This window comes from Tessaracoccus sp. MC1627 (assembly GCF_014164725.1).
GTDB lineage: Bacteria > Actinomycetota > Actinomycetes > Propionibacteriales > Propionibacteriaceae > Arachnia.
On record NZ_JACJGA010000007.1, the window covers coordinates 37,817 to 52,898 of the forward strand.

The window sequence follows — 15,082 nt, forward strand, 5'->3', positions numbered from 1 at the left end:
TCACATCCCGGCGGCCTCGAGCAACGGCTGACAGGCGGGGCACCACCAGATGACCCGCTCCTGACCGGCCCTCGGATCCGCCACGGTGGTGGCCCCGCCGAGGGCTCCGCCCAGGATGGCCGCGCCACACCGTCGGCAGGGCCGGCCCTTCCGTCCGAAGACGAAGCTTGTCTGCCCCGGCCGGTGGTCGCCGGTGAAGGTCCGCACGGGGCTGGTGAGGTTGCCGCGCATGACGCGTCCCGCCAGGTTCACGACGGCCGAGGCGTCCGTCGCGCCCACCGGCGTGGCGGGGTGCACGCCCAGGAGGAAGCACAGCTCAGCGCGGTACTCGTTGCCCACCCCGGCCAGGACCCGCTGATCCAGGAGCGCCTCGCCCACGGTGCGCTCCGGGTGGGCCGCCAACCGCCGCACGGCCTCGTCGCGGCCGGTGGGTGCCCAGCGGCCGGCGGTCAGCCAGTCCTCTGCCAGTGGATCCGGGCCGAGATGCCCCATCCGCGCCTGGAATTCGCCCTCGGGCCACAGCTCCACCAGGCCGAGCGAATGTCCGACCAGCTCGATGCCGCCGCTCACCCGCAGCACCACCCGGGCGGTGTGCGCGGGCAACCCCCATCGGGTGCCCACGGGGTGGATCCGCCAGGTGCCGTCCATCCGCAGGTGGGTGTGCAGGATGCGCTCGTCGCAGCGCCAGAAGAGGTGCTTGCCGTGCGGCCACACGCGGGTGATCGTCGATCCACTGAGGGTGGCTGTGGCCAGCTGTGGGACCCGGAACTGGCTGTCCTCGATGGTGCGCCCGACGAGGGGCTGGAGCCGCTCGGAGAGCCGCCAGACGGAATCGCCCTCAGGCACGCCCGGCCTCCAGCGTGAGGCCCTTCGGGGATATCCGCCCGCCGGCGGCCCGCATGGCGGGCTCCAGACCCGAGGCACCCACGCGCTCGCCGTCGATCTCCTCGATCCGGAGACGCTCCATGCGCCCCTCCGCGATGGCCTGCAGGAGCGCGCGGGTGACCAGGGCCGCCCGCTCCTCGCGCGCGGCGGGGTCGCCGAAGAGCGTAAGCGTCCGCCCGCCGCGGGTGAGGTGCGCCAGGCACAGGCCGTCGGCCAGCACCACGAGCGCGCCCGCCGCGCGGGCCACTCGTGCGCTGGGATGCTCGGGCCACGGGAGGATGCTGCCGTAGGGATTGGCCGGATCGAGTGCGGCCAGTACCACCGGCGCCGGGTGCCCGGCTCCCGACGGCCACTGGCCGGCGTCGGGCGAATCAGCGAAACTGCGCACCTGCTCGATGACCTCGCGGGTGGAGAACTGAGCACCACCCAGCCCTTCCACCACGTAGCCGCGCATCACTGTGCCGGCCGTCTCCAGCTCGGAGAGGAGGCGGTAGGCCGCCGCGAAGCCACCGGGGGTGCCATCGGCGGTGACCCCGCCCCGGGTCACCACGCCGTGCCGCTCCAACCAGGCCGACGCCACAGCGATGGCCGCCTCGGGGGCCGCCAGGAGGGGATCCCGGACGCGGTACCAGCGGCCGGCGGCCGACGGCGGGGTGAGCGTGCCGCCACCCATGAGCAGGGCGCGCGACGGACGCGGCAGCCTGGCCCGACGGCGGGGGGAGGGGCGTGCCGCACGATGGGCCGCCCTGGAGCTCCCGCCGATCCGGGCGCGGACCGGAGACATGGATGCCGGGGCGATGGCTCCCTCCTCCGCGGCGCGCCAGAGCGCGTCCGCCAGCTCCGCGGTCGACCCCCCGAGCGCGAGGTGGAGGGTGGGGAAGGTGCCGTCACCGTCGGCCAGGGCGGCCGCGACAGCCAGCGACTCCGCAGACGGGGCGCCCTCGAAGGGACCGAGCAGGTCCAGATCCGTGGCCGGCACGAGCGCGACGAGCGGGTCCTGGGGGCCGGCCGAGCCGCGCACCCGGACCACCACCTCGGACTCGGCCAGCAGCGCGTCGAGGTGCGCGGGGGAGTATTCCGCGACCCGTGCGGGGAGCACCTGGGTCTCCCAGGCGCTGGCCGGGAGGACCGCGCCTGCCAGGCGTTGCAGCGCCAGGAGCACCTCGTCCGGGCTCGACGGGGGGCGGTCCGTCAGCTGATGGCTACCTGCCAGGAAGCGCGCGTAGGCGCTCTGCGACACGGGCTGCAGCTCGCGCCTGGCTGCGGCGAGGCTGCGGCCGCGCAGGCGGCGAAGGACCTCGGTGTCCACGTACTCCGGCTCGAGGACGCCCGGCGTGAAGCGGCCGGTGGTGAGGCGGCGGGCCGCGGCCTCACGATCCAGCACCAGCGCCACCGTCGAAGGTCCGAGACCGAACGCGGCCGCGGCGTCGTGGGCGGTGAACGGGCCGTGGGTCCGGGCGAAGCGGGCCACCAGCTGGGTGAGGGGATCGCGGCCCTCGGTGGGCGGCACGCTGTGGCCGTGCGGCACGGGGATGCCCAGCGCGTCGCGCAGCAGCCCCAGGTCCGAGGGGGCCACCAGGTGCGGCGCGCCGGCGAGCCGCACGACGGCCACGCGGCCGCCCAGCGAGGCCAGCGCGTCGTCGAGATCCGGGACCGTGGTGCGGCACGCCAGATCGGTCAGCGGGATGGGCCCGAGGAGGCGGGGGAGTTCGGCCAGGTCGTCCGGCGTCGCGGCCCGGCGCTGCGGCGCGGTGTGCTGGAGCTCGGCCACCACCTGCTCCACGATGTCCGGATCCAGCAGCTCCCGCAGATCCAACGTGCCGAGCGCCGCCGCCAACAACTCCGGATCCATCGAGAGCATCGCGGCGCGCCGCTCGGCCAGCGGGGCGTCGCCGTCGTACATGAAGGCGCCGGTGTAGCGGAACAGGAGTGTCGCGGCGAAGGGGCTGGGCTGCTCCGTGGCCACCTCCACCAGCCGGACGCCCCCGGAGCGGAGGCCGCGCATGAGGTCCACGAGCCCGGGGAGGTCGTAGACGTCCTGGGTGACCTCGCGGACGGTCTCGATGATGATGGGAAACCGGGGGTGGTGGCGGGCCACCTCCAGCAGGTGCGCGGCCCGTTGGCGCTGCTGCCACAGCGGCGCGCGCCGCCCGGGTGTGCGCCGGGGCAGCAACAGGGCCCGGGCCGCGCACTCCCGGAAGCGCCCGGCGAACAGCGCGGTGCCGCCCACCTGGGACGTGACGATCCCGGTCACCTCGTCGGGATCCACCACCAGCAGCTCGGGCAGCCGGTCCACCGCATCGCAATCCGGCAGCCGCAGCACCACGCCGTCGTCCGAGACCACGGGCTGCACCTCCACGCCTGCCGCCCGCGACAGCGACTCGGCCATCACCAGGGCCCACGCGCCCAGCAGCCGCCGGCCGAGGGGGGAGTGCACCACCACGCGCCAATCGCCCAGCTCGTCGCGGAAGCGTTCGATCACGACGGTCGCGTCGTCCGGGAGTGTGCCGGTGGCGGCCCGCTGCTCCGCGACATAGGTGGCGAGGTTGGACTGGACGTTGGCGTCCAGCTGCGGGGAGTCCAGGCGGGCGGGGTTGCGGGAGATCTCCCTGGTCAGGCGGCCGATCTGGCGCCCGAGCTCGGCCGGGCGCCCCTCGTCGTCGCCGCGCCAGAACGGGAGCCGGCCGGTGCGGCCGGGCGCCGGGATGACTCGAACCTGATCCCGGGTGATCTCCTGGATCTGCCAGGCCGAGGCGCCGAGGGTGAACACGTCGCCCACTCGCGACTCGTAGACCATCTCCTCGTCCAGCTCGCCGACGCGCCGCGACCCCTGCTCGTCGGTGGCGAGGAAGACGCCGAACATGCCGCGGTCCGGGATGGTGCCGCCCGAGGTGGCGGCCAGGCGCAGCGCGCCCGGGCGTGGGTAGAGCCGCCCGTCGTCCCCGAGGATCAGCCTGGCCCGCAGCTCCCCGAAATCTGCCGACGGGTAGGCGCCGGTCAGGAGTTCGACGACCGAGTCCAGCAGCGCGCGGTCCAGGCCCGCGTAGGGGTGGGCCCGGGTGACCGTCGCGAACCAGGCGTCCACCTCGAGACCCGCATCGCCGGCGGCCGCGGCCGCCGCGACCGTCTGCTGGGCCAGCACGTCCAGAGGGTGCCTCGGCACGCGGAGCTCCTCGATCTCGCCGGCCAGCATCCGCTCGGTGGTGACCACTGCTGGGGCGAGGTCGCCGCGGTGCAGGGGATAGACGTCCCCCGTCGAGACCGCCCCCACGACGTGCCCGGCGCGCCCGATGCGTTGCAACGCGCTGGCCACCGACGGCGGGGCGCCCACCTGGATGACGCGGTCCACCGCGCCCATGTCGATGCCGAGCTCCAGGGAGCTGGTGGCCACCACGCAACGCAGCTCCCCGGACTTGAGTGCAGCCTCGATCTCGGCGCGCGCCTCCTTGCTCACGGACCCGTGGTGGGCTCGCGCGATGACGGTCGGCGCGCCTCGGACGGTGTCCACCGGTGCCATCACCTGCGCCGGCGGGCGGTCCGGGGGCGGGGGGAGCGTGTCGGGTGCGTGCTCGGCGGCCCACAGCTCGTTGAGGCGGCCGGTGAGGCGTTCGGCCACGCGGCGGGAGTTGGTGAACACCAGCGTGGAGCGGCCCTGCATGACGCTGCCGTACACCTCCTGCTCGATGTGGGGCCACAGCGAGGCCCCCGCCGGTCCGTCGACGGTGAGAGTGTCCGTGCCCGCGCCGCGCAGCAGGGGGTCCACCGGCGCCTCCGCACCGGGGGGCGGGCCGGGGTCCGTGATGTCTGGCACGGGGAGCCGGACGGAGACGTCCCACTCCTTGTGGGATGGGGGAGCCACGACGGTGACCTGGCGGTCGCCGCCCAGGAAGGCGGCCACCCGCTCGATGGGGCGGACCGTCGCGGACAGCGCCACCCGCTGCACGTCGTGGCCCACCAGGGCGTCCAACCGCTCCAGGCTGAGCGCGAGGTGGCTGCCGCGCTTGGTGCCGGCCACGGCGTGGATCTCGTCGACGATCACCGTCTCCACCCCGGTCAGGGTTGCGCGCGCCGAACTGGTGAGCATGAGGTACAGCGATTCGGGCGTGGTGATGAGGATGTCCGGGGGTCGGCGCACCAGGGCGGCTCGCTCCCGTGACGTCGTGTCTCCGCTGCGCACCCCCACCGTGACGTCCGCCAGCGGGACGCCGAGCCGTTCGGCCGTGAGCCGGATGCCGGTGAGCGGTGCGCGGAGGTTGCGCTCGATGTCCACGCCCAGCGCCTTGAGCGGCGACACGTAAACGACGGTGGTGCCCGGAGTGCGGGGGTGCGCGGCGAGCCGGTCCAGCGCCCACAGGAACGCCGCGAGCGTCTTGCCGGACCCCGTCGGGGCGACGACCAGGGCGTGATCCCCGCGCGCGATCGTGGCCCAGGCTTCGGCCTGCACCGCCGTCGGGGCCTCGAAGACACCGTCGAACCAGCCGCGCGTGGGCGCGGAGAAGACGGCGGATTCGCTCATGCGTAGAGTCTGCCACCGCCCTCCGACGGCTGAGTGAGGGTCTCCGGGGGGAACTCACCCTCAGGACTCACACTGGTCTCCTCCGGACACCCGGGGCACCGCGTCATGGCGCCCTTCCATCCGTGCGCGGACAGTGCGGAGGCGAGTTGGGTGGCCACCGCGCAGGGGGTCAGTTCCACGGCCCACCAGCCGTAGCGGAGGGTGACCGCGCCGAGTTGCAGCGCGTGCTCGTTGTCGCGCCACATGTCCTTCGACCAGTCGGTGTGATCGCGCATCCCGTCAAGCTCGACGATGATCCCCTCATCGTCGTAGATGCCATCCACCCGTCCCACGTGTGTGCTCGCCTGCCGTCGGGGTGTGGCGAGGCGGTGAGGCTCCAGCACTCGGGCGTGAAATCTCCACTCGAGGGCGCTCTCGATGCCGGTGTTCGCATGGGTGAGGAGTTGGGTGAGAACGGGGAGGTGCCCCGTCGAACGCCGCTGCCTCAGGGAGGTCTGCAGGCGTTCGGCAGTGGTGCGTCGGTTGGCGAGGGCGGATGCGAAGGCGGCGACGGTGGTGGTCTCGTCGCTCTCGTCGGCGAGATCCCACAGGGCCGCCTCTGCGGCAGTCCGAGGCGGGGTGCCCCTGCCGGCCCGTGGGCCGCGTCGGAAGTCGACGCGCCACTTCGCCACCTGCAGTGCGCCCCGCTGCCTGTCCGTCCACACCGTGAGTGAGGCCGGAGGATCCCTCAGGAACTTGTGCAGGTAAGCGGCGCCGGCTCCGCTGATGACGGCTGATGCGCCTCCTCGAAGGAGGCCCGCCCAGGCGGCCGATTCCCAGGTGGGTGAGTGGATGAGGTAGAGCTTGGGGGCGATGGTTGTCCATTCTCGCCGGAGGCGCCGCCGGACGTCGTCGCTGACTCCTGCGGCCGTGAGTTGAGCAGCCGAAAGGACGCCGGCTTGGTGCGCAGCGAGCTGGATGATCGAGGGCGGGATGCTCTGGCGGGGTCGCATCCCGTCAGTGTTGAACCGGAGGGCTTCGGAGGGAAGCGAATCTCAGGTCACGGACAACACCTCGGGCACAACGGACAACACCCCTGCGATCGGGTGTGAGTCCTGCGGGTGACTACCCCCACAGGACTCACACTGGCAGCTCAGTGGGCGTCGGTGGCCTCCACCTCCGCACCGTCGGTGGACCAGTTGACGTGGAACGATCCCTCGCGATCCACCCGTCGGTAGGTGTGGGCGCCGAAGTAGTCGCGCAGGCCCTGCGTGAGGGCGGCGTTGAGGCGCGGCGCCCGGGCCTGGTCGTAGTGGGCCAGCGCCGACGAGAACCCGGGCACGGGGACACCCGCCCGGACCGCCTCCGCGACCACGGTGCGCCACGCGTCCTGCGCCTCCGCCAGCCCCGCCGCGACCGAGGGCGCCTCCAGCAGCGTGGCGAGCCGGCCGGCCGCGTACTCGGAGCGGATCCGCTCCAGCAGCTTGGCGCGGATGATGCAGCCGCCCCGCCAGATCTTGGCCACCTCGCCCACGTTGATCTCCCAGCCGTACTCCTCGGCGGCCATGCGGATCTCGTCGAGCCCCTGGGCGTAGGCGACCACCTTGCTCGCCCACAGCGCCTGGCGGATCTGTTCGACGAAGGCGGCGCGGTCGTCGACCCCGATGGTGCCGGCCGGGCCGTGCAGCGCGGCCTGCGCCGCCCGTCGCAGCTCGGGCGACGACGAGATGGCCCGGGCGAACACCGACTCGGCGATGGTGTTGACCGGCGTGCCGAGGGTGAGCGCCGACTGCACCGTCCAGGTGCCAGTGCCCTTCATGCCGGCGGCGTCGACGATGACCTCCACCAGGGGACGGCCCGTGGAGTCATCAACCTTGCGCAGCACCTCCGAGGTGATCTCGATCAGGTAGGAGTCCAGGTCCCCGTCGTTCCAGGTGGCGAACGTGTCCGCCATCTCCTCGTGGCTGAGGCCGAGCGCCTTGAGTAGCTCGTAGGCCTCGCCGATGAACTGCATGTCGGCGTACTCGATGCCGTTGTGCACCATCTTGACGAAATGGCCCGCGCCGTCGCTGCCGATGTAGGTGCAGCAGGGCTCGCCGTCGACCTTCGCCGAGATCGACTCCAGGATGGGACCCAGCGCCGCATAGGACTCCGGGGAGCCGCCCGGCATGATCGAGGGACCCTCGAGCGCCCCCACCTCGCCGCCGGAGATGCCCGCGCCCACGAAGTGCAGACCCAGCCCGCGCAGCTTCTCCTCGCGGCGCCTCGTGTCCTCGAAGAACGCGTTGCCGCCGTCGACGACGATGTCGCCGTCCTCCAGAAGCGGGAGGAGGGAGTCGATCGTGGCGTCCGTGCCCGCGCCCGCCTTGACCATGATGATGATCCGGCGGGGCCGCTCCAGGGAGGCGACGAAGTCCTCCAGCTCGGCGGACGGGCGGAAGTCGCCCTCGTGACCGTGCTCGGCGATCACGGCATCGGTCTTGGAGGTGGTGCGGTTGTACACCGCCACGCGGTGGCCGTTGCGGGCCAGGTTCCGCGCGAGATTCGAGCCCATCACCGCCATCCCGATCACGCCGATGTTGGCCGGCTGCGCCTCAGTCATATCGATCCCTTCGTCAGGAAGTCAGGTTCCCGACGAGCCTATCTGGCAGGATCGGAGGACGTCCCGGCCCACCAGCGATTGGATCCGCCATGCGCCTAACGACCACACTCTGGTTCGCCACCGAGGCGGAGCAGGCGGCCGCCCGCTACGTCGAGGTCTTCGGCGGCGCTGCCCCGCAGATCCACCGTGGGCCGGACGGGTCCGCCCTCGTGGTGGAGTTCACGGTTCTAGGCTGCCACTTCACGGCCATGAACGGCGCCCGGGTCGCGCCCAGCGAGGCGATCTCGTTCCAGGTGCCCTGCGACACCCAGGAGCAGATCGACACCTTCTCCGACGCGCTCATCGGCGAGGCGGGGGAGCAGCAGGCCTGCGGATGGCTTCGTGACCAGTTCGGCATCTCGTGGCAGATCCTGCCCGCGGAACTGCCCACGCTGATGGCGGACCCGGACTGGGGCCCGCATGTGATGAAGGAGCTCCTCACGATGCGTCGCATCGAGCTGCGCAGGCTGCTGGCCGCCGGCCACGTCGAGTAGGGCTCAGCGCGTCGGGCCCCCGAGCAGTCCCAGCCCGCCGATCACCTCGATGACCTCATCATCCAGCACCACCTCGACGGCGCGGCCGTCGTGCGGCATGCTCGCGGTCAGCGCGGGCGTGGTCAGGCGTAGTTCCTGATCGACCACCTCCAGGCGCACACCGTCGGCCGGCTCCAGCAGCCCCTCGGGTAGCCACGTGAAGCGTTCGCTCGAGCCCTGAGGGGCATGGCGGTCCAGGTCCGGGTGGGGCGTGACAATCAGCGTGTCGTCGACGACGCTCATCACGTACGGCAGCGAGAGGCAGCCGGCCCAGCCGTCTCCGCGCACCTCGCGGATCCACGCCATCACGCACGGGCGGCCGTCGGCGTCGCGGAAGACGGTGGGGGCGTAGTAGGTGCCGTGGGTCAGCCGACCCCAGTTGAGGGCTACGAACCGGCCGCTGGTGAAATCGCCGAGGGCGTACCCGGCGTAGTGCAGGGTGCCGTCCTCCCAGACCGAGGTGAGCATCACCCACGTCCCGTCCACCTCGAACACCTGGGGGCACTCCCACAGCGCACCCATCCAGGCGCCGTCGGTCTCATTCTTGTGACGGCTGAGCGCGACGCCGTCGTAGGTCCACGTCTCGCCGTCGTGGGAGACATAGCCGTGCATCATCGCGTGGCCCGAGCCGGAGTCAGAGCCCACCAGCATCCGCCAGAGGTCTCCGTCGCGCAGGACGAAGGGGTCGCGGTAGTCCCTGATCCCGAGCCCCTCCGGCGGCGTCGCGACGACGGGCCCCTTCGCCCAGGTGCGCAGGCCTTGGTCGACGGGGCGGGCGGTCCTGATGGCTGCCAGCCCGAGGACGGGCTCACGGGCCGAGGTGTAGTAGGCGATCAGCCCGCGCTCGTCCTCGACGATGCAGCCGGTCCAGATCCCCTCGTCGCCGTCGCCCGGCTCCAACGCGGAGCCCACGTAGCGGAGGCTGAACAGGTCCTCGCCGACGGCGTGGCCCCAGTGGATGGCCTTGTCCCATTCGGCGGTGGAGGGTGAGTGCTGGTGGAACAGGTGGCAGCCGTCCGGGCGGTGGATGACGCCGTGGGGGTCGTTGAGCCAGCCGTGGGGGGAGCGGTAGTGCAGCCTCATGCCGCGAGCCTAGGGCGAACCAGCCGGTCCGGGTGGCAAAAAGTCACCTTCACCAACATTGAACAAACCCTAGACAAAGGCGGCTTCTCGTTGCTGTCCTGATCCTCGGCTGGGCTTGCCCGGTAGCCTCCGCGACTCTCCCGAACCCCGTCGGGAATGGTCGCGGAGGCTGCCTCTGTGTGGGGCCGAACCGTTTTAGAGGTTGGTCATCCGGTCCAACTCCTCCGGGTACCGGGCGCCCGTGATGACGATCCGATCGGCGGCATCCCGAATCTCGGCCAGCTGCGAGTCGCTGAGCTGGACGGCCGCGGCGCCGACGTTCTCCTCGAGGCGCTGAATGCGCTTGGTGCCCGGGATGGGGACCATCCACGGCTTCTGGTTCAGCACCCACTGCAGCGCGAGCTGCGCAGGCGTGCACCCCACCTCGGCTGCCACCCGGTTCAGCGTCTTGACGAGGGCCAGATTCGCCTGCAGCGCCTCGCCCTGGAATCGCGGTGTGCGGCCGCGGAAGTCGGTCTCGCCGAAGGTGGTCGAGGCGTCGATGGTGCCCGTGAGGAACCCCTTGCCGAGCGGGCTGAACGGCACCATCCCGATGCCCAACTCCTCGAGTACCGGGATGACGTCCGTCTCGCGCTCCCGCCACCACATGGAGTACTCGCTCTGCACCGCCGCCACCGGCTGGACGGCGTGTGCCCGGCGGATCGTGCCGGCGGACGCCTCTGACAACCCGAAGTGCAGGACCTTCCCGGCGTCGATGAGCTCCTTGACAGTGCCGGCCACCTCCTCGATGGGGACGCTGGTGTCCACACGGTGCTGGTAGTACAGGTCGATGTGGTCCGTGCGCAGCCGGCGCAGGGAGTGCTCCACGGCGCGTCGGATGCTGTCGGGGCGGCTGCAGACGCCTCCTGCGGGGACCCCGTTCTCCTCGAACGCGAACCCGAACTTGGTGGCGATCTTCACCTGGTCTCGGACCGGTTCCAGGGCTTCCCCCACCAGGTCCTCGTTGGTGAAGGGGCCGTAGACCTCGGCGGTGTCGAAGAGGGTGACGCCCAGGTCGACGGCGCGCCGGATCAGGGCGATCGCCTCCTCACGGGGAACGTTCGCGGTGGCGCCGTAGGCGCCGGTGAGGCTCATGCAGCCCAGGCCGATCTCGCTGACGACCAGTCCTTGGCCGAGGGCACGTTGCAGCATGTTTCTCCTTTTGGTGCGTGTGAGTGCGGGGTGGCTGCTGCCGAAGGGGTACGTCCTTCGTGATCCACCCAGGCCACGGTATGTCGCTGGGCGCGATGGTGGGAGGCTCTGTCAGTACCAGGAACCGGCGCTGCGCCGTCGACGGAGGGTCATGGGCACCGCGTAGAGTGGGTGGGAATCCGTGGGGGCATCCGGAGGTTAGCCATGAATGATTCAACCGTCGTGAAAGGCTTGTGCCGTGCAGAACCCATCTGACCTTTACCGCTTCACCACCGAGGCGGGCCGCAACGATCCGGGTTCAGGCGTGCTTCTGGTGGCGCTGGGGGCCTTCATCGACGCAGGGCAGGTCCAGGGCATGCTCAGCGAGCACCTCATCGGGACCGGCAACGCCGAGGCAGTCGCCTCCTTCGACGTCGACCAGCTCTTCGACTACCGGGGCCGTCGCCCGGTGATGATCTTCGATACCAACAGGTGGGCGGAGTACGAGGCTCCCGCCATCGTGCTGAACCGGCTCACGGACCGCGACGGTCACGGGTACCACCTCCTCACCGGACCGGAGCCGGACTTCCAGTGGGACCGGATGGTCGAGGCCATCCGCGAGATCGTCGCCGCGCTGGGGGTCACGCTGGTGGTCACCGTCAACGGGATCCCCATGGGGGTGCCGCACACCAGGCCCGTTGGGATCACTGCACACGCCACGGACGCCACCCTCATCGGTGAGGTGAAGTCGCCGTTCGGCCGCGTGCAGGTGCCGGCCTCGATCGGAGCTCTGCTTGAGCTGCGTCTGGGTCAGGCCGGGCACCGCGCTGCCGGCTTCGCCGTTCACGTCCCGCACTACCTCGCGGCCTCGGAGTTCGCCGAGGGGGCCCTGGCGGCGCTCAACGCGATCGTTGACCTGACGGGGCTCAACCTGCCCAATGACGCCCTCGTCGCGAAGGCCGAAGCCACCCGTCGTGCCATCGCCGCAGAGGTGGAAGGCAACGATGAGATCAGCGCGATCGTGGCCGCCCTGGAGCAGCAGTACGACGCGTTCGTCCAGGGGCAGCACCTGCCGAACCTGTGGGCCGAGGGCTCGCAGATCCCTTCGGCCGATCAGCTCGGAGCGGAGTTCGAGAACTTCCTGCGGACGGTCTCAGACGACGAGACCGACTGACCTGGGTGTCGGACCACCAGTTCCGGGCTCAGGCGTGCTCCCGACGGTAGATCTCTCGGCCGCGCAGGTAGGTGGCCTCGACGGGGTCAGGAAGGTCGCGGCCGTGATACGGGTTGTTGCGGCTGAGCGACGCGGACGCGTCGCGGTCCACCGGCGCGCGGCGGGTGGGGTGCACGAGCACGACGTTGGCCGGCTCGCCCACGGCAAGGGGTCTGCCCTGCCCGTCCAGGCGCGCGATACGCGCAGGCGCGTGGCTCATCCGCTTCGCGACCCCCACCCAGTCCAGGCGGCCCGGGAGCACCATCGTCTCGATCACCACCGAGAGTGCCTGCTCCAGCCCGATCATCCCCGGCTTGGCGTCGACGAAGGCGTGATCCTTGTCCTGAGGGGCGTGCGGGGCGTGGTCCGTGCCCACCACGTCGATGGTGCCGTCCGCCAGCGCGGCGCGGAGCGACTCGATGTGCTCGGGCGTCCGCAGCGGCGGGTTGACCTTGTAGACGGTGTCGTAGCCCTCGAGCTCCTCGGTGCCCAGCAGCAGGTGGTGCGGGGTCACCTCGGCGGTCACGTCGATGCCGCGGGCCTTGGCCCAGCGCACCACCTCGACGCCCTCGGCCGAGGTGATGTGGCATACGTGCAGCCGCGACCCTGTCGCCTCCGCCAGCATCGCGTCGCGCGCGATGATGGTGGCCTCGGCCACCGGCGGCCACCCGCCCAGCCCGAGCCGGCCGGAGATCTCGCCCTCATGGCAGCAGGCGCCCGGCCCTGCCAGGTTGGACTCCTGTGAGTGCTGGGCGATGACGCCGCCGAACGGCTTGACCCACTCCAGCGCCCGCCGCATCAGCGCCGCGTTCTGGATGCACATGCCGTCGTCGGAGAACACCGTGACCTTGGCCCTGGAGCGGTTCATCAGCCCCAATTCGGCGAGCTCCTCGCCGCGCAGGCCCTTCGAGATCGCGCCGATGACCTGCACGTCGACGAGGCCCGCCGCGACGCCGAGGTCGTGCACGTGCTCGGCCTTCTCCGCCGTGTCCGTCACCGGTTGGGTGTTGGCCATCGCCAGGACCGCGGTGAATCCTCCGTGGGCCGCGGCCCGCGCACCGCTGGCCACGGTTTCCGTGTCCTCCCGGCCGGGCTCACGCAGATGCGTGTGCACGTCCACCAGACCGGGCAGGGCGATCAGGCCGTCGCAGTCCACGACGGTGGCCTCGCCGGAGGGAGAGTCGACGAACACGCCGTCCTCCATCACCAGATCCGTGCGGGTGCCGTCGGGGAGCTGCACCCCGCGGAGCACTGTTGCCGTCATGACTGTTCCTCTCCAGCGAGCAGGTGGTAGAGCACGCTCATCCGCACCGCGACCCCGGACGAGACCTGGTCCAGGATGATGGAGCGTGCCGAGTCGGCTGCCGCCGACGAGATTTCGAGACCGCGGTTCATCGGCCCTGGGTGTGCGATGCAGGCGCCGTCCTTGAGCATCGCCAGGCGGCGGGGCGTGAGCCCGTAGCCGTCGATGTATTCGCGTTCGGAGGGGAAGAAGCCGCCGCTCATCCGCTCGCGTTGCACGCGCAGCATCATCACCACGTCCGCCCCGGGAAGCACCGGGTCGAGCTCGTGGCTCACCTCGACGCCCCAGTTCTCCACGCCCGGCGGCAGCAGCGTCGGCGGCGCCACCAGCACGACGGAGGCGCCCAGTTTCGCCCACAACAGCACGTTCGAGCGGACCACCCGCGAGTGGAGCAGATCACCAGTGATGGCCACCCGCTTCCCCGCGACCTCACCCAGCCCGTGCCGGGCGAAGTGCCGGCGCACCGCGTGCGCGTCTAGCAGCGCCTGTGTGGGGTGCTCGTGCATGCCGTCGCCGGCGTTGATCATCGACGCGCGCACCCACCCAGCCGCCTGGCGCACCGCGCCGGAACCGGAGTGCCGCATGACGATGGCGTCCACGCCCATCGCGTCGAGGGTGAGCAGCGTGTCGCGCATCGACTCACCCTTGGACACCGAGGAGCCCTTGGCCGCGACATTGATCGCATCCGCCGACAGCCACTTGGCGGCCAGCTCGAACGACGAGCGGGTGCGGGTGGAGTCCTCGAAGAACAGATTGACGACGGTGCGGCCCCGCAGCGCGGGGAGCTTCTTGATGGGCCGGGACTGCACGTCGTGCATCTCCACGGCCAGATCCAGGATGGAGGTGATCTCTTCGGCGCTGAGGTCCGCGATGCTGAGAAGGTGCTTCACTGGGCCGTCCGTTCGATGGTCACGAGGTCCTCGCCGTCGATCTCGCGCAGCGTCACGCGGACACGCTCCGCGCGGGCCGTGGGCAGGTGCTTGCCCACCACGTCGGCCTGGATGGGGAGCTCGCGCAGGCCGCGGTCCACGAGCGTGACGAGTTGGATGGCACGCGGGCGCCCGAGGTCGGCCAGCGCGTGCAGCGCAGCCTGGACAGTGCGGCCGGAGTAGAGCACGTCGTCGACGAGCACCACCACCTTCCCGTCGACGCTCTCCGGCAGCACCGTGCGGCCGACGGGCCGGGTGGGCTGCGCGCGGAGATCGTCGCGGTACATGGTGATGTCCAGCCGGCCCACCGGAAGCCGGTGCCCCTGGGACGCAGCGATCGAGGCCAGCCGCTCGGCCAGCGGGGCGCCGCGGGTGAGGATGCCGAGCAGGATCACCCCGTCGGCTCCATGGTTGCGCTCCAGGATCTCGTGGGTCATCCGGGTCATCGCGTAGGACATGTCGTCGGCGGTCATCACCGTTCGCGGGGCCTGTTCCATCGCACCTCCTGGTCGAGGGAAATCTATCGCACGGCGCCCGCGGCCCGAGCTGGATGCCTGTCCCGGTGGACGGTCTTCGGCTAGAGTGCCCCCATGATTCTGCTCCCCCTTGAGGTCCTCCCAGGCTGGCCCCAGCCGGAGCCGGCGTCTGATCTGACGCTGCTCATGCTGACCGTCATCCTCCCCTTGGCCTTCGGTGCCATCGTCACCCTGCTGGCCTTCGGTCCGAAGCTCGCCCGCAGGCAGCGCGAGGAGCATGCGCGCGCCGCCGAGCTGGAGCCCGTGCGCAAGCTCTGAGCACCCTCGAACGACGACGGAGGGGCGGACCGCTGA

General features: G+C 71.3%; 12 protein-coding genes. 3 read left to right on the forward strand and 9 right to left on the reverse strand.

Annotation, left to right across the window (positions count from 1 at the left end):
* From H5399_RS18615 to gndA, 4 genes are all read right to left on the reverse strand, one after another.
* Positions 1 to 846: an Fpg/Nei family DNA glycosylase gene (locus H5399_RS18615; RefSeq protein WP_182783629.1), complete on the reverse strand. Its 846-nt coding sequence runs from the start codon at positions 844 to 846 to the stop codon at positions 1 to 3.
* On the reverse strand, positions 839 to 5,401 hold the full coding sequence (locus H5399_RS13775; protein WP_182783631.1) for an ATP-dependent helicase: 4,563 nt from the start codon (positions 5,399 to 5,401) through the stop codon (positions 839 to 841). The genes H5399_RS18615 and H5399_RS13775 overlap by 8 nt, the downstream gene beginning before the upstream one ends.
* On the reverse strand, positions 5,398 to 6,393 hold the full coding sequence (locus H5399_RS13780; protein ID WP_182783633.1) for a hypothetical protein: 996 nt from the start codon (positions 6,391 to 6,393) through the stop codon (positions 5,398 to 5,400). The genes H5399_RS13775 and H5399_RS13780 overlap by 4 nt, the downstream gene beginning before the upstream one ends.
* Positions 6,394 to 6,533: 140 nt before the next feature.
* Positions 6,534 to 7,988, reverse strand: coding sequence for an NADP-dependent phosphogluconate dehydrogenase (gene gndA, locus H5399_RS13785; protein ID WP_370585791.1), 1,455 nt, complete (start codon positions 7,986 to 7,988; stop codon positions 6,534 to 6,536).
* A gap of 83 nt (positions 7,989 to 8,071) precedes the next feature.
* Between gndA and H5399_RS13790 the strand changes: the two genes are divergently transcribed.
* Entirely contained in the window at positions 8,072 to 8,515 is a 444-nt protein-coding gene (locus H5399_RS13790; RefSeq protein ID WP_182783636.1) for a VOC family protein, read from the forward strand.
* A 3-nt stretch (positions 8,516 to 8,518) separates the two neighbouring features.
* On the opposite strand, the gene H5399_RS13795 is transcribed toward H5399_RS13790, so the two are convergent.
* Positions 8,519 to 9,637, reverse strand: coding sequence for a glycoside hydrolase family 32 protein (locus tag H5399_RS13795; RefSeq protein ID WP_182783638.1), 1,119 nt, complete (start codon positions 9,635 to 9,637; stop codon positions 8,519 to 8,521).
* A gap of 195 nt (positions 9,638 to 9,832) precedes the next feature.
* A complete protein-coding gene (locus tag H5399_RS13800) occupies positions 9,833 to 10,828 on the reverse strand; it encodes an aldo/keto reductase (RefSeq protein WP_182783640.1) in 996 nt (331 codons plus the stop codon).
* Positions 10,829 to 11,066: 238 nt separating this feature from the next.
* Here H5399_RS13800 and H5399_RS13805 point away from each other — a divergent pair, with 238 nt between their 5' ends.
* A complete protein-coding gene (locus H5399_RS13805) occupies positions 11,067 to 11,981 on the forward strand; it encodes a PAC2 family protein (RefSeq protein ID WP_182783642.1) in 915 nt (304 codons plus the stop codon).
* Between the two features lie 28 nt (positions 11,982 to 12,009).
* On the opposite strand, the gene H5399_RS13810 is transcribed toward H5399_RS13805, so the two are convergent.
* Genes H5399_RS13810 through pyrR form a run of 3 tightly spaced genes read right to left on the reverse strand, consistent with a single transcriptional unit; the run spans position 12,010 to position 14,749 of the window.
* Positions 12,010 to 13,284 carry a dihydroorotase gene (locus H5399_RS13810; protein ID WP_182783644.1) on the reverse strand — a complete coding sequence of 425 codons (1,275 nt, stop codon included), beginning with the start codon at positions 13,282 to 13,284 and terminating at the stop codon, positions 12,010 to 12,012.
* Entirely contained in the window at positions 13,281 to 14,213 is a 933-nt protein-coding gene (locus tag H5399_RS13815; RefSeq protein ID WP_182783646.1) for an aspartate carbamoyltransferase catalytic subunit, read from the reverse strand. Before H5399_RS13815 ends, H5399_RS13810 begins: the two co-directional genes overlap by 4 nt.
* Positions 14,210 to 14,749, reverse strand: coding sequence for a bifunctional pyr operon transcriptional regulator/uracil phosphoribosyltransferase PyrR (gene pyrR / locus H5399_RS13820; RefSeq protein WP_182783647.1), 540 nt, complete (start codon positions 14,747 to 14,749; stop codon positions 14,210 to 14,212). The genes H5399_RS13815 and pyrR overlap by 4 nt, the downstream gene beginning before the upstream one ends.
* A gap of 93 nt (positions 14,750 to 14,842) precedes the next feature.
* On the opposite strand from pyrR, the gene H5399_RS13825 reads away from it, so the two are divergent.
* The gene (locus H5399_RS13825; protein WP_182783649.1) at positions 14,843 to 15,046 is read left to right on the forward strand and encodes a hypothetical protein; all 204 of its coding nucleotides are present in this window, start codon (positions 14,843 to 14,845) and stop codon (positions 15,044 to 15,046) included.
* Positions 15,047 to 15,082: the final 36 nt, after the last annotated feature.

Excerpts from the sequence above, each read along its gene's own strand:
- H5399_RS13825 (WP_182783649.1), top strand. The coding sequence starts at position 14,843 with ATGATTCTGCTCCCCCTTGAGGTCCTCCCAGGCTGGCCCCAGCCGGAG.
- H5399_RS13800 (WP_182783640.1), bottom strand. The coding sequence starts at position 10,828 with ATGCTGCAACGTGCCCTCGGCCAAGGACTGGTCGTCAGCGAGATCGGC.
- pyrR (WP_182783647.1), bottom strand. The coding sequence starts at position 14,749 with ATGGAACAGGCCCCGCGAACGGTGATGACCGCCGACGACATGTCCTAC.
- H5399_RS13775 (WP_182783631.1), bottom strand. The coding sequence starts at position 5,401 with ATGAGCGAATCCGCCGTCTTCTCCGCGCCCACGCGCGGCTGGTTCGAC.
- H5399_RS13795 (WP_182783638.1), bottom strand. The coding sequence starts at position 9,637 with ATGAGGCTGCACTACCGCTCCCCCCACGGCTGGCTCAACGACCCCCAC.
- H5399_RS13790 (WP_182783636.1), top strand. The coding sequence starts at position 8,072 with ATGCGCCTAACGACCACACTCTGGTTCGCCACCGAGGCGGAGCAGGCG.
- H5399_RS13810 (WP_182783644.1), bottom strand. The coding sequence starts at position 13,284 with ATGACGGCAACAGTGCTCCGCGGGGTGCAGCTCCCCGACGGCACCCGC.
- H5399_RS13780 (WP_182783633.1), bottom strand. The coding sequence starts at position 6,393 with ATGCGACCCCGCCAGAGCATCCCGCCCTCGATCATCCAGCTCGCTGCG.